Genomic DNA, 20,521 nt, shown 5'->3' with positions numbered 1-20,521 from the left:
GTCAGCTCCTCGCCGTACTGGCGTACTGTCTCGTCGCAGCCTGCGTCGCCGCCTTGCCCTGCGTGCGCCATATCGCTCAGTTGTCGCTTCGAATTGAGGAAAGAAATGTTCAAGAAAATCCTGATCGCAAACCGCGGCGAAATCGCCTGCCGCGTGATCAAGACCGCCCGCAAGATGGGCATCGCCACCGTCGCCGTGCATTCCGAGGCCGACAAGGACGCGCTCTTCGTCGAGATGGCCGACGAGGCCGTGTGCATCGGGCCGGCGCCGTCGAAAGAGTCCTACCTCGTGATGGACAAGATCATCGCCGCGTGCAAGCAGACCGGCGCCGAGGCGGTTCACCCGGGCTACGGCTTCCTGTCGGAAAACGCCGAGTTCTCGCGCCGCCTGGAAGAGGAAGGCATCAAGTTCATCGGACCGAAGCACTACTCGGTCGCCAAGATGGGCGACAAGATCGAGTCGAAGAAGCTCGCGATCGAAGCCGGCGTGAACACCATCCCCGGTTACAACGACGCGATTGCCGGTCCGGCCGAGGCGGTCGAGATCGCGAAGAAGATCGGCTACCCGGTGATGATCAAGGCCTCCGCCGGCGGCGGAGGCAAGGGCCTGCGCGTCGCGTACAACGACCAGGAAGCCTTCGAAGGCTTCTCGTCGTGCGTGAATGAGGCGCGCAACTCCTTCGGCGACGACCGCGTCTTCATCGAGAAATACGTGCTCGAACCGCGCCACATCGAAATCCAGGTGCTGGGCGATGCGCACGGCAACTACGTGTATCTGAACGAACGCGACTGCTCGATCCAGCGCCGTCACCAGAAGGTCATCGAGGAGGCGCCGAGTCCCTTCCTCGACGCCGACATGCGCAAGGCGATGGGCGAGCAGGCGGTGGCGCTGGCACGCGCGGTGAACTACGAGTCGGCCGGCACGGTCGAGTTCGTCGTTAGCGGCGCGACCAAGGAGTTCTACTTCCTGGAGATGAACACCCGCCTGCAGGTCGAGCACCCGGTGACCGAGCTCATCACCGGGCTGGACCTCGTCGAGCAGATGATCCGCGTCGCCGACGGCGAGAAGCTGCCGCTCGCGCAGGCCGACGTGAAGATCAACGGCTGGGCGATGGAATGCCGCATCAACGCCGAAGACCCGTTCCGCGGTTTCCTGCCCTCGACCGGCCGCCTCGTGAAGTTCGAGGCGCCGCAGGAGGTCGAGGGCCAGGTGCGCGTCGATACCGGCGTGTATGAGGGCGGCGAGATCTCGATGTACTACGACTCGATGATCGCCAAGCTGATCGTGCATGGCGCGAACCGCGAGCAGGCGATCGAGCGCATGCGCGACGCGCTCAACGCCTTCGTGATCCGCGGCATCAACTCGAACATCCCCTTCCAGGCGGCGCTGCTGCAGCATCCGCGCTTTTGCTCGGGCAACTTCAACACCGGCTTCATCGCCGAGGAATATCCGCAGGGCTTCGACGCGTCGATGGTGCCGCACGACGATCCGGCGCTACTTGCGGCGGTCGCGACCTTCGCGCGCCTGCGCTACATCGACCGCGCCGTGCAGATCGACGGCCAGCTCGCCGGCCACGGCCGCAAGGTCGGCGGCGCATGGGTGGTGGTGATGGGGGGCAAGCAGTATCCGGTTACGGTCCATCGCCTGGAAGGCGGCGGCCTGGAGATCACCCACGCCGACAAGACCTACCGCATCGTCTCCGACTGGAAGTTCGGCGAACTGCTGTTCCAGGGCACCGTGAACGGCGCGCCGATCTGCCTGCAGATCGAGCGGCGCGGCCTGCGCTATCGCATCTCGCACTTCGGCCTGCAGGTCGAGCCGATCGTGATGACCGAACGCGCCGCGGAACTCCTCGCGATGATGCCGGAGAAGCTGCCGCCGGACATGTCGAAGTTCCTGCTGTCGCCGATGCCGGGCCTGCTGCGTGACATCTGCGTCGCCGAAGGCCAGGAAGTGAAGGCGGGCGAGAAGCTCGCGATCATCGAGGCGATGAAGATGGAGAACGTGCTCAAGGCCGAGCAGGACGGCAAGGTGAAGAAGCTCGCCGCGAAGCCGGGCGCGAGCCTGTCGGTGGATGAGGTGATCATCGAGTTCGAATGATCGCCGTCCGCGCCGCTGCGATGGCGGCGGCGCCCGCCGGAAGCCCCGAAAGCCTGCGCAAGCAGGCTTTTCGCTTTCAGGGCGGGCGACTCCGGCCGCGTCGTATATGCCAGCGGCCGTCACGCTTACAAATCGGAACACTCTGCGGTGTGCCGTTATTCCGGGCCCGACGTTAAGGGCTCATGGGGCACACCGTTCCATGAGATTTCCGTCAGGAGCAAAAAAATGAAAAGGTTCTGGATTCCGGTGCTGGTGGTCTCGGCAGTGTTCAGTGCGAATGCGTTCGCCGATCACGACGACTGTGATGAGGATGGCGGCGTTCGCTACGAGCGCGAGTACCGTCCCATCGTCAGGCGCCAGATCGTCTATGAGGAACCGGTCGTGGTCTATCGGGAGCCGCGCCGGGTCGAGTATCGCGAGCGCATCGTGTACCGCGACCGCCCCGTGTATTACCAGGAGCCGGAGACGCGTTACTACGAGCAGCCGCGCAGCTATCGCGGCGATGACGAACGCTATGACGAGCGGCCGACGGATTACCGTCGCAACGACGGCAACCGTGCGCTGGGTCAGGTGGTCGGTGCCGTCGCCGGGGGCGTGCTCGGCAGCCGGATGGGACGGGGCAGCGGGCGCGTTGCCGCGACTGCGGTCGGGGCGGTGCTGGGCGGCGTGCTGGGCGGCCGCGTGGCGGAGTATCCCTACTGATCGACCGGCGCCCCGTCGAAGTACGGGCGCGTCATGAGCTCCAGCAGGTGGCCGTCGGGGTTGTCGAAATAGACTCCGCGGCCGCCGTTGAAGCGGTAGCTTTCCCCCGGGCGGGTCCTGCCCGGATCGGCCCAATACGGCAGTCCCCACTCACCGATGCGGGCGAAGGCGGCGTCGAAGCCATCCTCGCCGATCAGGAAGGCGTAATGCTGCGGGGAAATGTCGCCGGGCTGCTCACAGAAGTCGAGCGACACGCCGTTGTCGAGTTCGACGATGAGCATCGGCCCGAACGCGATGGGGACCGGCAAGTCCAGGAGATCGACGAGGAAGCCGGACGATTTCTGCTTGTCGCGGCACCAGACGATGGTGTGGTTGAGTTGCGCGTGCACGTGAATGGCTCCTGTCCGGTACATCTCCTTTGACACTGCCGCGGCGGGATCGATCCGGCGCGTGCGTCGCGGCGTTCGAACCACGCCGGCACTAGGCTATGATTGCGGTGTAACCTCATATCCCATGGAGATCTCATGAAACTGTTCATTGCGCTGATCGCAGTGGCGTCGCTCGTCGGCGCATGTGCCGTGTATACGCCGGCGGGCTCGGTGGTGGTCGATCCGGCCGGTCAGGGAGGCCAGCGCGGCGGCGGTTTCTGCCCGCCGGGACAGGCGAAGAAGGGCAATTGCTGACGGGGGCGTCGATGCCATTTCCTGCCGCTGCCACCGGATCATGATGCCCGACCGCCGCTACCCGCCCTCCATGCCGCCGCGCGACCGTTTCCTGTGGCGCGTGTTCGTCCTGACGCTGTCCCTTGCCGCGCTGATGGCGCTGTGGCGGATGCTGCCGGCGTTCGAGGACTGGTTCAGCCCCAGGCAGGCGGCCGAGCGCACGGTCACCCCGCGCGGCGATCTCGCCGCGGACGAGAAGTCCACGATCGAGCTGTTCGAGCATACGCGCAATTCGGTCGTGTACATCAGCACCGCGCAGCTCGTCCGCGACGCGTGGACGCGCAACGTGATGCAGGTCCCGCGCGGCACGGGGTCGGGCTTCATCTGGGACGACGCGGGCCACGTGGTGACGAACTTCCACGTGATCCAGGGCGCCTCGCAGGCGACCGTGAAGCTCGCCGACGGGCGCGACTACCAGGCCACGCTGGTGGGCGCGAGCCCGGCGCACGACATCGCGGTGCTGCGTATCGGCGTGGGCTTCAAGCGGCCGCCGCCGGTGCCGATCGGCACGAGCGGCGATCTCAAGGTGGGGCAGAAGGTGTTCGCGATCGGCAACCCCTTCGGCCTCGACTGGACGCTCACGACCGGCATCGTCTCCGCGCTCGACCGTTCGCTGCCGGGCGAGGGCGACGACACGACCATCGATCACCTGATCCAGACCGACGCGGCGATCAATCCCGGCAACTCGGGGGGGCCCTTGCTCGATTCGAACGGCCGCCTGATCGGCATCAACACCGCGATCTACAGCCCGTCGGGGGCCTCCGCGGGCATCGGGTTCGCCGTCCCCGTCGATACGGTGATGCGCGTCGTGCCGCAGTTGATCAGGGATGGCAAGTATGTGCGCCCGGTGCTGGGCATCGACATCGACGAGGCCGTGAACGAGCGCCTGCGCGAGGAACTCCAGGTCGAGGGCGTCTTCGTGCTGCGCGTGGCGCCCGGTTCGGCGGCGGAACGGGCCGGCCTGCGGGGTATCCGCCGGGACCGCAACGGCAGTGTCTATCCCGGCGACATCATCGTGTCGGTCGACGGCAAGCCCGTCGATTCCGTCGCGAAGCTGGCCGCCCGGCTGGACGACCACCGCGTGGGGGACATCGTGAAACTCGGCGTGCTGCGGGACGGCAAGGAGCAGGCACTGTCTGTGACGCTGCAGCCGGGCGCCTGAGGCGCCGCCGCCCTCAGCGAGGGCGATCGCCGGACCTTCGCTCGCTGCCGAGGGCGAGCGTGACCGGGAGGGCGGCATCCCCCAGCCCCAGCTTCTGCATCGTGCGGCTGCGGCAGGCGGCCACGCTGGCGGGCGGGAGGGCAAGCATTTCGGCCACTTCGGCGCTCGTATGCCCCTCCAGCAGCAGCCTGAGCACCTGCTGCTCCCGGGCACTCAGGCTTTCCAGGGGATTCGGGGCGTGCCGCTGCCGCACATAATCTTCGATCACCGTGTCGACGATCGTCGCCCCGAGATAACACTTTCCGGCATGCACGGTGCGCACCGCATCGGTTATTTCCCTGCCCGCCGCCTCCTTGCGCACGTAGCCCAGCGCCCCGGCCCGAAAGGCGCGGAAGACGTGTTCGGCATCCCCGTGCACGGACAGGATGACGACCCGCGTGCCCGGGCAGCGCTCGCGAATCTGCTCGGTCGCCTCGATCCCGTTGAGGACCGCCATGGTGATGTCCATGACCACCACGTCCGGCCCCTGCTGCAGCGCCTGTTGCACTGCCTCGCCGCCGTCGGCGGCCATGCCGACCACCGCGATGTCGGGATGGGACTGGAGGAGGAGCGCCAGCCCCTCGCGTACGGCAGGGTGGTCGTCGGTGAGCAGCACCTGGATCGCCATGCCTAGCTCCCCGTCCGCGCTCGCTTGTCCTGCTCGGAAACGGTTTGCGCCTCGAGGTAGCGGATCAGGGCGTCCACGTCGCCGTCCCCGAGGCGCAGGTTGGGCATGCGGACCTCCTTGTACTTGCGGAACAGCTCCAGGGCGACGGGATCCTTGTCCGCCATCACGGCGTCGGGGGTCTTGATGAAGCGGTGCAGCCACGCCCGCTCCCGGCGGCCGATAACGCCCCGCAGGTCCGGCCCCACGGCGTCGCCGCGGCCGATGGTGTGGCAGGCGGCGCAACGCGTGCGGAAGAGGTAGCCGCCGGCATCGAAGGCCGGGATCGGCGGCACCGCCGCGTAGCTCTTGCCGGGCTCTGCGGGGCGGTTCTTCCAGCCGCCGACGAAGGTGTCGATCTTGGTGGCGAGGAAGCGCGGGTTGTCCGTCGCGGAGAGGCGCATCCACTGGCCGTCGGCGGTGCCGATCATCAGGCTGGGCAGATGCCCGTCCCGGTCGGCGCTGTCGGTGAGGGAGGAGAGGCCCATCTTGCGGGCGATGCGCGCGATGTCGTCCACCCGGCCGGTGAGGAACAGCCAGCCGCGGCCGGCCTGGAACTTCTCGGCGTAAGCCTTGAGCACCGCCGGCGTGTCGCGTTCCGGATCGATGCTGATGGAATAGAAATGGATGTCCCGGCCCACGCGGTCGCCGAGAAGTTGCTGCACCTGCGCCAGGCGTGCGGTCTCCAGCGGGCAGGTGTCTTCGCAGTGGGTGTAGATCAGGTTGATGGCCACCGCCTTGCCCTTGAGCAAGTCGTCGTAGAAGCGGACGTTGCGGCCGTCCTGGGTGACCAGCGGCACGTTGGGAAAATAGCCGGCTCCCCAGCGATTGCCGCGCGGCGGCGAGAGCGCGGGGGCGGCACCCGGCGCGCGACCCTCCGCGCCCTCGCCGGCCTGGCGGGTTTCGCTGGCCGGGGCCGTTGCCCCGTGCTCCGCACCATCGTGGCCCCACGCGGGCGACGCTGCCGCGAGCAACGCCGCGAGGGTGGTCTTCGTCAGCCAGAGGCCGAACGTGCCGCTTCGTGAACCGTGGCAATGCCTCCGCATCGTCTGTGATCCTCCTTACTTGAACGCCGTCGGCAGCACGTCGGTGGGATCCACGAAGGTCACCCCCTGGGGGGTCGGGACCGGGGTGGGCAGCGGTCGCAGGAAGGCCCCGCCGGAGTTATCGATTTCCCAGCGCAACAGCATCGCGTTGTCCTCGTGGACGGTGTTGTGACAGTGCTCCATGAACATGCCCCCGAAGTCGCGGAACTGCATCTTGAGGGTCACGCTGCCTCCCGGCCGCAGCCGGTACACGTCCTTGCGCCCGCGCTCCCAGGGCGGCACATTGCTCGCGCTGCCGTTGCGGGCGAGTATCTGTCCCTCCTCGAAGTGGATGTGGATGGGGTGGTCCCAGCCGCCGCCGCCGTTGACCAGCGTCCAGATCTCGCAGGTGCCGAATTTCGGGGCCGCCGAGACGCGGCCGAAGTCGGCGGCAAGCGTCTGCCCGTCGTCGCTCTTGATGCCCCAGGGGCCGAAGAAGCTCGAAACCGGATCGTTGGTGGTCTGCGTCGCGCCCCGTCCGAACTCGAAGGTCCGGTAGGCGGCCACGGGTTTTTGCGACAGATCCGGGTTCGGAATCAGCGTGGACGGGACCTGGCTGACGTCGGGCTTGGGCGGGTTGCGCACGATCCGGAACTCCAGGAACTTGCCGACACAAGGATCGGCGGAGTTGCCGGCCACGGCATCGCTGATGGACAGGTCGCGGCTCGGTTTCTTGCCGTTTTCGTGCTCCGTGAGATTGACCATCCAGACCCGGTCGCCCACGTGATAGCGGGAGAAGTCGATGACAATGTCGTAACGCTCGGCGATCCCCTGCTCGTCGAGTTCGCTCAGTACCACCGGGTTCGGCAGCAGGTTGCCGTCGTTGGCGATCTGGATCATCGGCGATCCGTCGCTGAGGGCGATCTTGAAGAAACGGGAGACCGCGGCATTGAGGATGCGGAAGCGGTACTTGCGCCGTTCCACCTCGAAGTAAGGCCGGTACACCAGATTGACCGTCATCATGTCGCCGAGGAAGCCGTCGAAGTCGAAGATGTCCATCGCCAGCTGCCCGTCGGCGTCCCAGGCCTTGTCCGCCAACATGAGATTCACGTCGTAGTCGAGATTGCCCCAGGTCTTGCCGCTGTCGCTGGCCCGCCCGCTGGGCAGGCGCAGGTTGACCCCGTCGGCGATGTCCTCCGCTCCGCGGTCGAGGCTGCTGTAGATGTTGAACATCCCGGCATTGCCCTTGTACACGTTCTGGGAGGTGAAACTGAACATGTGGTCGTGGAACCAGTGCGTGCTCATGGTCTCGCGGTAGTCGCCGGCGAGCGTGTGGATGCCGCCGTCGTCCCGCGGGCTGCCGCAGCGCGGGTCCGAGCCTTCCAGGTTCATGCTGTAGTAGCCGCCGTGGCAGATCGGGTAGTGGTAGTCGTAGAACTGCCCGGGGAAGAAGAAGGCGCCGGTGAAGCCGTCGTTTTCCGCCCCGTGGTGGCCGTTGTGCTCGTGGGTGCTGAGGGTGTGACGGCCGAAGCCGCCATTCTGGGCGGGATCTGCGGGCAGCCGGTTGTGGTGGCGCAGAATGATCGACTCGTGGTAACGCCCCATCAGCAGCTTGGGCGGCAGGCTGCCGTTGAAGGTCCACAGGGCCAAGGGGCCCTGGTCGGGCAGGTCGGGATGGAAGCGCGGATGAAACGCGACCGCGGGATCGATCCCGGAATTGTGCTGCGAAGAGACGCCGGGGTGGTAAGCCGTGTTCGGCTTGGCGCCCTCCTGAGTCACCTCCACGACCACGCCGGGCTCGAACTCGTCCCAGCGCTGGTGCGCCCAGATCGGCCCCGGCGGCCGGCCCTCGATCGGGCCGAGGCCGCCCCCCAGTTCGGGCGCCACGGGCTGCAAGGTGGTGTTGGCTTCCCGGGTCGGATCGGGACCGGGGGCGCCGGGAAACGCCGGCAGGGGGTTCATGACGCCGGCGCCGAACGTGTACGGCTTGCGCGGCAGTACGTCGAAGCGCGGCATCGGTTGCGTAAAGGGCCGCACGCCGAAGAGCGGACTCGGCGGCAGGCCGGTCGGAATGTTGCTGCTGGACGCAAGCGCGCTCCCGGCGAAGGGACTCAAGCCCTGGATGGGTACCAGTACGCCGCCGGCGGTGATGAGGCCCCATTTGAGGAAATCCCGTCGCGTCACTTGGCCGCGGGAAATGGCCGTGGCCAGATCCAGCCGATTGCGACGCGCGTTTTCAGCCTCTCTCAGCCTCGGTCCGGAGATATTGGATGGCAGGTACACGGTACGCCTCCGTCACGATTGGGTAAGTTCACCCTAGCCGGAGGGGGGCAACGCGTATGTGGGGAAAACTGGATGATTTGCGCGGGGAATTCCTGACACATGCTGGGGGGTTTCGCCCATGACCGGGGGAAATGCACCCATTGTTGGGCAAAATGCACCCATGATTGGGGACGCCCATGCGTGGCCGGCCCACGGCTGCCGTCGCCATGCTGCGGGAAGGGTCAATCGAGGGAAGTGAGCCCGTGCTGGATGGCAAACTTGACGAGGGACGGCAGGTCGCCGATCCCGAGTTTCTGCATCATCCGGCTGCGGTAGGTATCCACGCTCTTGGGCGAGATCGCGAGGATCTCCGCCACTTCGGCGCTGGTCCGCCCCTCCACCACCAGCTGGAGGATCTGGCGTTCGCGGGGACTGAGGTCCTCCAGCGGGCTCACCGTGTGGCGCTGGCGGATGTAGTCCTCGATGACCGTGTCGGATATCTTGGTGCCCAGGTAGCGCTTGCCGGTGTGCACGGCGCGCACGGCGTCGATCACTTCCGCCCCCGCCGATTCCTTCAGCACATAGCCCAGCGCCCCGGCGCGCAAGGCGCGAAAGACGTGCTCGGCGCTGGAATGCACGGAGAGGATCACCACTTCGGTGTCGGGGCAGCGGTCGCGGATCTGCTGCGTCGCTTCGATGCCATTGAGCACCGGCATGGCGATGTCCATCACCACCACGTCGGGTTCGTGCTGCACCGCCTGATGGAGCGCCTCGCGGCCGTCGGCGGCCACGCCGATCACCTGCATGTCGGTCTGGGACTGCAGCACCAAGCCCAGCCCGTCGCGTACGACGGCGTGATCATCGGCGAGCAGAACCTTGATTGTCATTGTTGGGCGTGAGCGAGTACTCCCCTATCCATAGCTATAGGGCGGCGCGCGGGGATTGTCCATATGAACGCGCGGCCTGCCGCCCAGCCCCGCCATCACGCCGGATGGGGGGCCTCGACGACGATCCGCGTGCCTTGCCCGGCGACCGATTCGATGCGCAGCACGCCCCCCACCGCCTCGATCCGCTCTTCCATGGACACGATGCCCCAGCCGGCTCCCAGGGGGCGTTCGCCGTCGAAGTCGAAGCCGACTCCGTCGTCGCTGATGGTGAGTCGCGCCACGGCGGGGCCATCCTCCAGCGCGACATTCACCCGCGACGCCTGGGCGTGCTTGGCGACGTTGTTCAGGGACTCCTGGGCGACCCGGAACAGGGCCGTTTCCGCCGCCCGGGGCAGGCGGGGCGACGGCTCGCTGCCGATCACCGTGACGGCGATGCCGGTCCGCCGCGAGAACACGTCGGCGTACCAGCGCAGCGCGGCGGAGAGCCCGTAGTCTTCCAGCACCGGCGGGCGCAGGTCGGCCATCACGTCGCGCACCGCCTCCACGGTTGCGCCGACCAGGGCCATCGCGTCGTCCACCCGGGCGCGAACGGCGGTGTCGCCGGGCGGCACCTTTTCCCGGATCATGCTCAGATGCAGGTTGATCGCCGTCAGGTTCTGTCCGGTGCGGTCGTGCAGCTCCGCGGCGAGGTGCCGGCGCTCGTCCTCCTGGACCTCCACCAGGCGCCGGGAGAGGAGCTTCAGGTGCTCCGTGTAGCGGGTGAGCTTTTCCTCGGTCTGCCGGCGCGCGGTGATCTCGCGCACGGAGCACAGGTGCAGGTCCGGCATGAAGTTGGCCACGGCCCGGTACTCCACATCCACCAGCGTTCCGTCCTTGCGCTGGCACTTGAACTCGCCTTCCAGCGCTCCCGTGACGAGGAAGCGGCGCCACATCTCGCCCAGTTCGCCGTGCAGTTGCGGCGGCACGTCGTCCCACAGGGCCATGTGCAGCATCTCCTCGCGCGAGTAGCCCAGCATCGCGCACAGGGCGGGGTTCGCGTCCACGTGGGCGGCGTTGCCGTCCACCAGGAGGATGCCGTCCCGGATGTTGTCGAACAGGGCCTGCAGCCGCTGCTGACTCTCGTCGAGCGCCAGTGCGTCGCGGGCCCGGACCGCCAGTACGCGGTTGAATTTCTCGGCGACCTCGCTCATCTCCAGTGGCCCCTCCGGGGTCAGGCGCGACTCCAGTTGGTCGTCCGGCAAGGCGCGGGCGGCGTCGGCGACCCGGCGCACCGGGAGGGCGACGATGCGGGCGATGAACAGGGACACGCTGGTGGCCACGGTGATCACCAGCACGAGAACGATCCCGCCATGAATGGCGTGCTTGCGGACCGTGGCAAAGGCCACTTCGGTGGGAATGCCGGCCGCCGCGACCCAGCTCACGCCGGTTACCGGGCTGAACCCGCAGAGGCGGGTAATGCCGTCCACGTCGGCGTACTCCTGCTCGCCCTCCTTGCGCGCCAACGCGTGTTCCGCCATCGCGCTCCCGCTGATGTTCCTGCCCACCCATTTGTCGCCCTGCGGGGACCTCGCCAGGACCGTTCCGTCGGTCGCCAGGATGGTCATCGCGGTGCCCTGCGGCACGCCCACGCGGGGCGAGATGAGCTGGTAACGCACCAGATCCATGGCCACGGCGACGCTTCCCCGCAATCGACCGTCTTCGCTGCGGATGGGGGCGGCGAGCATGGCCACCCAGCGGCCGGTAAGCCGGCTGACCATCGGCCCGCCGACGGCAAACGACTCGCCGTCCAGAAGCTGGCGGAACCAGGGTTGCTCGGCCATCGACAGGGCGGGCGGATGTTCGCCGGCGGTGGTGCAGACAATGCTGCCCTGGGCATCGACCAGCATGAGGCTGGCGAATTCCGGGTGGAGGGCGTGGAAGTCGGCGCCCGGCCCGCGGCGGCAGGCCTCTTCATCAAGGAGCGCAAACGGGGAACTGCCCGCCAGGGTCGCGAGGTAATTCCGCCCCCGGACGATGAACTCCCCTACGTTGGCTGCCGCCATCTCCGCCAGGCCGTGCGCCGCTGCCTTGGCGTGGGCGGACTCCCCCTGCAGTTCGACGTAGTACCCGTAGCCCACCACGCCCAGAAACGGCAAGGCCGTGACGGCAACGAGGAAATGGAGGTAGGAGAGAATGGAGCGGCCGAACCGCATACGCTGGGAACCGATCCACAAGAGACGTATGATGCACTATAGGGGGCAACGGGCGGCGGCGACAGGACAGGAATTCGATAAACGTGCGCTGACCGCATTCTTCGAGCACGGACGTCTCGGGGGAAAAATGGTTCCAGTGAGCAAATTCAAACTGCCGCCCCAAGCGCCGGACTGGCTGGAGCGAAGCGCGGCCGAAGCCCGCGGCAAGATCGCGGACTCGCCGCTCATGCAGGGATGCGCCGCCGAGAACTCGGACGAGCGCCGCTACGCGCGCGCACTGCTCGGCGGTTTCTGGCACTTTGTGGATGTCTTTCCCGGGATCATCCGGGAAACCTATACCGCCGTGCCGGCGCTGGAGGCGGACGAGCGCCTGCGGCGCTTCCTGATGCGGGCCGCTCGCCGCGTCGCGGGGAAACTCCAGGGCATGGAAACGGATGAGCGGAGCCACCGCGAGCTGTGGATCGCCTCGGCGCGGCAGGTCGGCCTCTCGGAACGGCAGCTCCATGCGTGGCCGGTCCTTCCCGAGATCCGGCACCTGGCGGACCAGATGGCCGCCGAGCGGGATCTTGGCCGCCGGCTCCTCTACTTCGTCGCCGTCGAGATCGTCGCCGCGGAGGTGTCGCAATTCCTCTCCCGCGCCCCCCGTTTCGTCGAGTCGATGGGTGCCAACGGCATGCTCTGGTTTGCCGCCCACCCGGTGGACCGCCAGAACCCGGCGACGCACGAGGCCATCGCGTATGGGCTGGCGCTGTCGTTCAAACGGGTCACGGCAGGGCCGCTCGACGAAGCCTCCGTCCACGCCGACATCCAGCGCTGTGTGGATTGGTTCTTCGCCGGCAGCGTGGCTTGCGCGCGCGCCTTCAGCGAGGCCGGGGGCGGTCGCTGAGCCAGTCCGGCGAGTCATCGCGCAGCTTCGCACGCAACCCTGCGGCCCGCGCAGCCGGGGTCGTTACGCGCCGCTACGGGTGCAACGCAAACGTCGGGTCATAATGGCAACCGTCACAGGCCATCGAAACGACGAGGGAGTCACATGCTGTTCCGCAACGGGCGCGAGAGCGACAACATCGAAGACCGCCGCGAAGAAGGCGGAGAGGGAGGCGGGTTCGGCGGAGGACGCAGCATCGGCGTCGGCACGATCGTCATTGCGCTGGTGGCGATGTACTTCGGCATCGACCCGCGCGTCGTGCTCGACACCGCGGGCGTCGCGCACCAGCGGCCGCCGGCCGAAGCGGTGCATCGTGCGGCGCCGCGCTCGGCCGCGGAAAACGAGCTCGCGCGCTTCTCGTCGATGGTGCTGGCGGACACCGAGGACACCTGGGGGGCGCTCTTCAAGGAGGCGGGCGGGCGCTACGAACAGCCGCGCATGGTGCTCTACACCGGCTCGACACGCAGCGGCTGCGGCGTCGGGCAGGCGGCGATGGGGCCGTTCTACTGCCCCGTGGACCAGAAGGTCTACCTCGACCTGTCCTTCTTCAACGAGCTGAAGGAGCGTTTCCGCGCGCCGGGCGATTTTGCGCAGGCCTATGTGATCGCGCACGAGGTCGGACACCACGTGCAGAAACTGCTCGGCATCTCGGAAAAAGTGCAGCGGGCGCGCGAGCGCGTGTCGGAGCGCCAGGGCAACCAGTTGTCGGTGCGGCTCGAGCTGCAGGCCGACTGCCTCGCCGGGGTGTGGGCGCACCACGCCGACCGCGCCCGGCACGTGCTGGAAGCGGGCGATGTCGAGGATGCGCTCCGCGCCGCCACCGCGATCGGCGACGACCGTCTGCAGCAGCAGTCGCAGGGGCGCGTGGTGCCCGACAGCTTCACGCACGGCAGCTCCGCGCAGCGCGTGCGCTGGTTCCGCATCGGGCTGGACGAGGGCTCGTTGAAGTCCTGCGATACCTTCAACACCGCGAAGCTCTGAGGTTTCGCGGCGGCGGGGCGGAAAATCAGCCCGCGAGCTTCGCGAAGGCCTCCACGACTTCCGCCGGGGCCTGCACCAGCTCGACCAGCACGCCTTCGCCGCCGATCGGGAACTCCTCGCTGCCCTTCGGGTGCAGGAAGGTGATGTCGTAGCCGGCGGCGCCGCGGCGGATGCCTCCGGGGGCGAAGCGCACGCCGTTGGCGGACAGCCATTCGACCGCCTTCGGCAGGTCATCCACCCACAGGCCGACGTGGTTCAGCGGCGTCGCATGCACGGCCGGCTTCTTCCCCGCATCGAGCGGCTGCATCAGGTCGACCTCGACCTTGAACGGGCCCTTGCCCATCGCGCAGATGTCCTCGTCGACGTTCTCGCGCTCGCTCACGAAGTTGCCGGTCACTTCCAGGCCGAGCATATCCACCCACAGGGTCTTGAGCTTGTCCTTGCTCGGGCCGCCGATGGCGATCTGCTGGATGCCGAGGATCTTGAACGGGCGCTGCGTCATGGAAGTGCTCTCCACGGGTTGGTTTGGATTAAGAATTCATAATTATGGCGACTCGGCGCGTGCGCGTCGAGCGCTGTGATGCGCGGGCGCTGGCGGCTTGTGTCGATTCGGCGCCACAGGCAGCGGTCGGCGGCCGCGCCGCGCACGAACCCGTTTGCACCGTTTTTACCCCGCTGGTACCAGAATGGGTTCCCGCAACCGGCGGCGGTGCTTGCCGCGTCCGCCGCCGCGGTGCATCGGGGGCAATCATGCGCATCGACAACCTGGAACATCTTCCGCGCGCCGCGAGCCATCTGCTCGCGCTCTTCGCCTGCGGCCTGATCGTCGGGATCGGCCTGCCGCTGCGCGGTGTGCTCGATCTCGCGAACATCGCGATGCTGATGCTGCTTACGGTCGTCTTCGCCGCCGCGCTCCTGGGGCGCTCGCCGGCGATCCTCGCGAGCTTCCTCTGCGTCGCGGCCTTCGACTTCTTCTTCGTCCCGCCGCGGCTGTCCTTCGTCGTGAGCGACGTGCAATACCTGGTGACCTTCGCCGTGATGCTCGTCGTGTCACTGGTGATCAGCCACCTCACGACGCGCCTGCAGGCGAGCACGCGCGAGGCCCTGGCGCGGGAGCAGCTTGCGCGCGCCCTCTACGCGCTCGCGAAGGCGCTCGCCGGGGCGATGAGCGCCGCGCAGGTGGTCCGCCAGGTCGGCGTCTTCGTGCGCGAACAGGCCGGTGGCGAAGCACGCTTTTTCCTGCCCGACGAAGGGGAACGTCTGGGTGAATTTCCCGCGGCGGGACATCCGCTCGGGCTCGACGAATCGCTCGTGCTCGAGGCAGTGTTCCGTGCCGAGGCGGGCGAGCCGTCGAGCTGCGTGGCCGGCCCGGGCGGCGTGGACCTGTACCTGCCGCTGAATGGCGCCACCCGCCGTCGCGGGGTCCTGGTCGTGCGCGCCGAGGAGGACGAGGACGCCCGGCTTCCGGTCCTGCGGCCGATGCTCGAGGGGGTCGCGTCGCTCACCGCGATCGCCCTCGAGCGCCTGCACTTCGTCGAGGTCGCGCAGGCGAGCCAGCTCGAGATGGCGGCCGAGCGCCTGCGCGCATCGATCCTGTCGTCGATCTCGCACGATCTCCGCACGCCGCTGACGGTGCTGTTCGGCCGCGCCGATGCGCTGGCGCTCGCCGGCAGCCGTCTCGGCGACGAGGAGCGCGAGGCGGCCGGCGCGATCCGCGACCAGGCGGGCCGCCTGCACCAGATGGTCGAGAACCTCCTCGACATGGCCCGCCTGCAGGCCGGACAGGTCCGCCTGCGCAAGGACTGGCACGCCATCGACGAGGTGATCGGCGCCAGCATCCGCCTGCTCGGCGAGGCCTTGCGCGAGCATCCGGTGAAGGTCGGCGTCGCGCCCGAGCTCCCGCTCGTCGCCCTCGATGCGGTGCTGATGGAGCGGGTGTTCTGCAACCTGATCGAGAACGCCGCGAAATACTCGCCGGCCGGTGCGCCGGTCGCGGTGGACGTCGCCAGCGGCGAGGGCGGGCTCGTCATCGAGGTGCGCAACGCCGGTCCGGGTTTTCCGCCGGGGAGCCTCGCGCGCGTGTTCCATCTGTTCGAGCGCGGTGCGCCGGAGTCGCCGGCAGCGGGCGCGGGGCTCGGCCTGGCGATCTGCCGCGCGATCGTCGAGGCGCACGGCGGGCACATCGTCGCGTCGAATCCGCCCGAAGGCGGGGCCTGTGTGCGCTTCACGCTGCCATCCTGCGGCGAGCCGCCGCGCATCGAACCGGAACTCGCGGACCCGGCGGGAGCAGGCTCATGAGCGAGCATCAAACCGGCATCCTCGTGGTCGAGGACGAGCAGGAGATCCGCCGCTTCATCCGCCAGACGCTGGAGCGCGCCGGCTACCGCGTCTTCGAGGCGGCCACGCTGCGGCAGGCGCTCGACGACGTGGTGGCGCGGCGGCCCGAATTCGTGGTCCTCGACCTGGGCCTGCCCGACGGCGACGGCACCGATTTCGTGCGCGCGGTGCGCGACTGGTCGCGCATGCCGGTGCTGATCCTGTCGGCACGCTCCGACGAGGCGAACAAGATCACCGCGCTCGACGCCGGCGCCGACGACTACCTGACGAAACCCTTCTCGGTGGGGGAGCTGCTCGCGCGCGTGCGCGCGCTGCTGCGCCGGGCCGAGGCGGGCAGTGGTGCGGGCGCGGCGCAGGTCCGCTTCGGCGAGGTCGAGGTCGATCTCGCACGCCGCACGGTCACGCGCGGTGGCGAGGCGGTGCATCTCACCGCCCTCGAATACCGCCTGCTCGTCGTGCTGCTTGCCAATGCCGGCAAGGTCATGACGCACCGGCAACTGCTGCGCGAAGTGTGGGGAGCGGCCTACGTCGACAGCACCCATTACCTGCGCATCTACGTCGGCCACCTGCGCCAGAAGCTCGAGGCCGACCCCACGCAACCGGCGCATCTGCGCACCGAAATCGGCGTCGGCTATCGCTTCCAGCTCTAGCCGCGCACCCACTCGCCAAACTCGGGAAAAAAACATGTCTGCAACCGCGGATCACTCACACAGCAGTCTCGGCGGCCTCGCGCTGGCCGCGCTCGGCGTCGTGTATGGCGATATCGGCACCAGCCCGCTGTACGCGTTCAAGGAGGCGTTCCACGGTACGCACGCGCTGGCGGTGAACGAGGCGAGCGTGCTGGCGACGCTGTCGGCCTTCTTCTGGGCGATGATGCTGATCATCTCGCTCAAGTACGTCTGGATCGTGCTGAAGTTCGACAACGACGGCGAGGGCGGCGTGCTGGCGCTGACCGCGCTGGCACACCGCCGCGCCGCGAAGGTGCCGCGGCTCGCGGCGATGGTGATCGCGGCGGGCGTCTTCGCCGCGGCGCTGTTCTACGGCGACGCGATCATCACGCCGGCGATCTCGGTGCTCTCGGCGGTGGAAGGCCTCACGGTGGCCGCGCCCCAGTTCGAGCATCTGGTCGAGCCGATCACGATCGGCATCCTCGTGAGCCTGTTCCTGATCCAGAAGCACGGCACCAGCCGTGTCGGCGCGTTTTTCGGCCCCATCACGCTGGTCTGGTTCGCCGCGCTGGCGGTACTGGGGCTGGATTCCATCGTGCAGACGCCGCAGGTGCTCGCCGCGATCAATCCCATGCATGCGCTCGCGTTTGCCATGGAGTATCCGCGCGCGGCCTTCCTGCTGCTGTCGGCAGTGTTCCTGGCGCTGACCGGGGGCGAGGCGCTGTACGCGGACATGGGCCACTTCGGCGCGAAGGCGGTGCGCATCGCGTGGTACGGGCTGGTGTGCCCGGCGTTGCTGATCAACTACTTCGGGCAGGGGGCGCTGGTGCTGCGCGATGCGTCCGCGGTCGAGAATCCGTTCTACCTGCTCGCGCCGGACTGGTTCGTCTTCCCGCTCATCGGCCTCGCGACGGTGGCGACGGTCATCGCGTCGCAGGCGACGATCACCGGCGCCTATTCGATGACGCTGCAGGCCTCGCGCCTGGGCTACCTGCCGCGCGTGCGCATCCTGCACACCTCCGACCGCGAGCGCGGGCAGATCTACATCCCCAGCGTCAACTGGCTGATGCTGGTCTCGGTGGTGGTGCTGGTGCTCCAGTTCGGCTCCTCCAACGCGCTCGCGGCCGCGTACGGCATCGCCGTGTCGGGCACGATGATCATCACGACCGTGCTCGCCGTCTTCGTCTCCCTGTCGATCACCGGGCGCGTCCGCCTGCCCATGCTGGCCGGGCTGGGGCTCTTCGCGCTCCTGGAGTGCGCCTTCTTCGGCTCCAACCTCACCAAGATCGCCGCCGGCGGCTGGTTCCCGATGCTGCTGGGCGCCCTCATCTTTGTCGCGCTCACGACCTGGAAGGACGGCAGCGCGCTCGTCGCCGGGCAGCGGCGCACGATCGACGTGCCGATGGACGGCTTCATCCGCAGCCCGCACCCCGAAGTGCCGCGCGTGGCGGGAACGGCCGTGTACCTGACCTCCGACACGAGCGTCGTGCCGAGCGCGCTGTTCCACAACCTCAAGCACTACAAGGTCATGCACGAGCAGACGGTGTTCCTGCACGTGATCAACGAGGAAATTCCGTACGTCACCGATGCCGACCGGCTGCGCCTGACGCGGCTCGCCCCCGACATCTACCAGCTCGACGTGCATTTCGGCTTCCGGGAAGAGCCGGACCTGCCCCGTGCACTGGGGGGCGCAGATCGTTTCGGACTGAAGCTGGAGCCCATGCTGACGACCTACTTCGTCGCCCGCTCGGTGATCGTCGATGGCCCCGGCGCGCTGCCGCGCTGGCGCTGTGCGCTGTTCTCGTGGATGACCCGGCAGGCGGAAGGGGCTGCGACCTACTACCGCCTGCCGGCGAACCAGGTCGTCGAATTGGGGACTCAGGTGATGCTGTGAGCGTGCCCGCCGTTCCGCATGATCACGCCGGAGGGTGTGCCGCGCGACGCGAATGGCCGCTAGAATCCGGGCTTCGCCATTCCGGTTCCCCCTCGTGAAGCAATTCGGCTGAGAATCACCGGTGTTTGCCGTCGATCCTGCATCGCTTCGCCGCAACGCTCCGCGCCATTTCGCGTGGCTGCTGTGGCTCGCCCTGCTGTTGCCCGTCGGGCAGCTGGCGGCGATGTGTCACGCGGTATCGCACACGGGCGGGGAATGGACCCGCCAGGCCGGGCGCGACAAGGGCTTGCCCGAGGCCGCGTGCGACCTGTGCCTGATTTCTGCCGCGATCGGCGCCGGCGGCCTGCGTGGCGCGTCGCCACCGCTGCCGGAGCTGACTGCCCGGCAGGAAATCCCGCAAACGGCGCTCGATACCGCACGTCCGCCGTCGCCGGCGCGGGCCTACCTCAGCCGCGCGCCCCCCTTCTCCGTTCAGTGTTGATCGTGGTCACTCGGGCTCTTCCGCCGCGCCGCGGACGGGCCTGCCTCGACATTTCTGCTGGAGAAGGAAATCCATGTACAAGCTCTTGCCGGCGAGCCTCGCGCTCGCCCTGGGCGTGCCGGCCTGCGCGCTGGCCGCCCCGCCGTCCCCGGGCACGGCATCCGACCTTGCCGCGCTGCGCCAGGAAATCGACGCGCTGCGCGCCGCCTACGAGGCGCGCCTGCAGGCGATGGAACAGCGCCTGCAGGCGGCCGAAGCCGCCGCCCATGCTGCCGCGGCGCCCCCCGTTCCCGCCCCGGTCGCCAACGTGCCGCCACCGGCCGGTGCGGGCGGCGGCGCCAACGCCTTCAACCCCGCGATCTCGCTGATCCTGTCGGGCCTCTACACGCGGACCTCGAAGGACCCGAAGAACTTCGCCATCGCCGGCTTCCCGCTGCCCGGGGATGCCGAAGCCGGCCCCGGAACCCGCGGTTTCAGCCTCGCGGAAACCGAACTGGGCCTGTCGGCCAGCATCGACCCGTGGTGGCGCGGGGCGGCCAACATTTCGCTTCATCCGGACAACAAGGTGTCGGTCGAGGAGGCCTATGTCCAGACGACTTCGCTCGGGCACGGCATGTCGCTGAAGGCCGGGCGCTTCTTCTCCGGCGTCGGCTATCTCAATTCGCAGCATTCGCACACCTGGGATTTCGTCGATAACCCGCTCGCCTATCAGGCGATGCTCGGAACGCAGTTCGGTGACGACGGCGTGCAGCTGACCTGGCTCGCGCCGATCGACCAATATCTCGAACTCGGCGCCGAAGCCGGGCGCGGCCGCAGTTTTCCGGGCACCGACACCTCGCGCAACGGCGCCGGCATGGTCGCGCTGACTGCGCACACCGGCGGCGACATCGGTGCGAGCCACAGCTGGCGCGCCGGCGTGTCGCTGCTGCACGCGAAGGCGGACGGTCAGGCGCTCGATGCGACCGATGCGGCCGGCAATGCGGTCACCAACGCCTTCACCGGCAGGACGCGCGTGTGGATTGCCGACGCCGTGTGGAAATGGGCGCCCAACGGCAACGCGACGCGCACCAACTTCAAGCTGCAGGGCGAATACCTGCACAGCACGCGCGACGGCGACCTGGTGTTCGATGTCGGTAACGCCGACCGCAGCGGCGGCTTCCGCGTCGCCCAGTCGGGCTGGTATCTGCAGGGCATCTGGCAGTTCATGCCGGGCTGGCGCGTCGGTCTGCGCACCGAACGGCTCGACTCCGGCGCGCCCGGCTTCGACGGCAGCACGCTGGCCTTCGCCGACCGGGCCTTCCATCCGCACAAGAACAGCCTGATGTTCGACTACAGCCCGAGCGAGTTCTCGCGCGTGCGCCTGCAGTTCGCGCGGGACCGCTCCCGCGACGGCGTCGCCGACAACCAGTTCTTCGTCCAGTACCAGATGAGCCTCGGCGCGCACGGCGCCCACAGCTACTGATGCCCGCACCGGTGCAGG

At 68.2% G+C, this 20,521-nt stretch carries 18 protein-coding genes; 11 read left to right on the top strand and 7 right to left on the bottom strand.

The features are described from left to right. The first annotated feature begins 105 nt into the window (after positions 1-105). On the top strand, positions 106-2,100 hold the full coding sequence (accC, locus tag CDA09_RS19925; RefSeq protein ID WP_121430235.1) for an acetyl-CoA carboxylase biotin carboxylase subunit: 1,995 nt from the start codon (positions 106-108) through the stop codon (positions 2,098-2,100). Positions 2,101-2,325: 225 nt separating this feature from the next. Beyond that, positions 2,326-2,802: a glycine zipper 2TM domain-containing protein gene (locus tag CDA09_RS19920; RefSeq protein ID WP_121430234.1), complete on the top strand. Its 477-nt coding sequence runs from the start codon at positions 2,326-2,328 to the stop codon at positions 2,800-2,802. Here CDA09_RS19920 and CDA09_RS19915 read toward each other — a convergent pair. Beyond that, entirely contained in the window at positions 2,796-3,191 is a 396-nt protein-coding gene (locus tag CDA09_RS19915; RefSeq protein ID WP_121430233.1) for a VOC family protein, read from the bottom strand. The genes CDA09_RS19920 and CDA09_RS19915 overlap by 7 nt on opposite strands. A gap of 135 nt (positions 3,192-3,326) precedes the next feature. On the opposite strand from CDA09_RS19915, the gene CDA09_RS23415 reads away from it, so the two are divergent. After that, positions 3,327-3,485 carry a hypothetical protein gene (locus tag CDA09_RS23415; protein ID WP_164844445.1) on the top strand — a complete coding sequence of 53 codons (159 nt, stop codon included), beginning with the start codon at positions 3,327-3,329 and terminating at the stop codon, positions 3,483-3,485. Positions 3,486-3,525: 40 nt separating this feature from the next. Further along, a complete protein-coding gene (locus CDA09_RS19910; protein ID WP_286164257.1) occupies positions 3,526-4,686 on the top strand; it encodes a S1C family serine protease in 1,161 nt (386 codons plus the stop codon). Between the two features lie 13 nt (positions 4,687-4,699). Here CDA09_RS19910 and CDA09_RS19905 read toward each other — a convergent pair whose 3' ends face one another. From CDA09_RS19905 to CDA09_RS19885, 5 genes are all read right to left on the bottom strand, one after another. Beyond that, on the bottom strand, positions 4,700-5,353 hold the full coding sequence (locus CDA09_RS19905; protein WP_121430231.1) for a response regulator transcription factor: 654 nt from the start codon (positions 5,351-5,353) through the stop codon (positions 4,700-4,702). Between the two features lie 2 nt (positions 5,354-5,355). Next, positions 5,356-6,435: an SCO family protein gene (locus CDA09_RS19900; RefSeq protein ID WP_121430230.1), complete on the bottom strand. Its 1,080-nt coding sequence runs from the start codon at positions 6,433-6,435 to the stop codon at positions 5,356-5,358. A gap of 15 nt (positions 6,436-6,450) precedes the next feature. Beyond that, on the bottom strand, positions 6,451-8,598 hold the full coding sequence (locus CDA09_RS19895; protein ID WP_121430229.1) for a multicopper oxidase family protein: 2,148 nt from the start codon (positions 8,596-8,598) through the stop codon (positions 6,451-6,453). 320 nt (positions 8,599-8,918) lie between these two features. After that, positions 8,919-9,563, bottom strand: coding sequence for a response regulator (locus CDA09_RS19890; RefSeq protein ID WP_121430228.1), 645 nt, complete (start codon positions 9,561-9,563; stop codon positions 8,919-8,921). Between the two features lie 95 nt (positions 9,564-9,658). Next, positions 9,659-11,755 (bottom strand): PAS domain S-box protein, encoded by a 2,097-nt coding sequence (locus CDA09_RS19885; RefSeq protein ID WP_121430227.1) that lies wholly within the window; start codon positions 11,753-11,755, stop codon positions 9,659-9,661. Between the two features lie 136 nt (positions 11,756-11,891). On the opposite strand from CDA09_RS19885, the gene CDA09_RS19880 reads away from it, so the two are divergent. Then, on the top strand, positions 11,892-12,641 hold the full coding sequence (locus tag CDA09_RS19880; RefSeq protein WP_121430226.1) for a heme oxygenase-like domain-containing protein: 750 nt from the start codon (positions 11,892-11,894) through the stop codon (positions 12,639-12,641). A gap of 144 nt (positions 12,642-12,785) precedes the next feature. Continuing rightward, entirely contained in the window at positions 12,786-13,661 is an 876-nt protein-coding gene (gene ypfJ, locus CDA09_RS19875; protein ID WP_121430225.1) for a KPN_02809 family neutral zinc metallopeptidase, read from the top strand. A gap of 25 nt (positions 13,662-13,686) precedes the next feature. Here the strand turns inward: ypfJ and CDA09_RS19870 are convergent, their stop codons facing one another. Continuing rightward, positions 13,687-14,163 carry a VOC family protein gene (locus CDA09_RS19870; RefSeq protein ID WP_121430224.1) on the bottom strand — a complete coding sequence of 159 codons (477 nt, stop codon included), beginning with the start codon at positions 14,161-14,163 and terminating at the stop codon, positions 13,687-13,689. A 248-nt stretch (positions 14,164-14,411) separates the two neighbouring features. Between CDA09_RS19870 and CDA09_RS19865 the strand changes: the two genes are divergently transcribed. From CDA09_RS19865 to CDA09_RS19845, 5 genes are all read left to right on the top strand, one after another. Next, positions 14,412-15,959, top strand: coding sequence for a DUF4118 domain-containing protein (locus CDA09_RS19865; RefSeq protein ID WP_121430223.1), 1,548 nt, complete (start codon positions 14,412-14,414; stop codon positions 15,957-15,959). After that, positions 15,956-16,648: a response regulator gene (locus CDA09_RS19860; protein WP_121430222.1), complete on the top strand. Its 693-nt coding sequence runs from the start codon at positions 15,956-15,958 to the stop codon at positions 16,646-16,648. Before CDA09_RS19865 ends, CDA09_RS19860 begins: the two co-directional genes overlap by 4 nt. Positions 16,649-16,682: 34 nt before the next feature. Then, positions 16,683-18,560 carry a potassium transporter Kup gene (locus tag CDA09_RS19855; protein WP_121430221.1) on the top strand — a complete coding sequence of 626 codons (1,878 nt, stop codon included), beginning with the start codon at positions 16,683-16,685 and terminating at the stop codon, positions 18,558-18,560. Between the two features lie 121 nt (positions 18,561-18,681). Next, positions 18,682-19,041, top strand: coding sequence for a hypothetical protein (locus CDA09_RS19850; protein WP_121430220.1), 360 nt, complete (start codon positions 18,682-18,684; stop codon positions 19,039-19,041). A gap of 73 nt (positions 19,042-19,114) precedes the next feature. Continuing rightward, positions 19,115-20,503 (top strand): putative porin, encoded by a 1,389-nt coding sequence (locus tag CDA09_RS19845; RefSeq protein ID WP_121430219.1) that lies wholly within the window; start codon positions 19,115-19,117, stop codon positions 20,501-20,503. Positions 20,504-20,521 lie beyond the last annotated feature (18 nt).

The organism is Azoarcus sp. DN11, from assembly GCF_003628555.1.
Taxonomy (GTDB): domain Bacteria; phylum Pseudomonadota; class Gammaproteobacteria; order Burkholderiales; family Rhodocyclaceae; genus Aromatoleum.
Note: the sequence above shows the minus strand (reverse complement) of the source record. Positions and strands in the feature narration are given on the sequence as shown.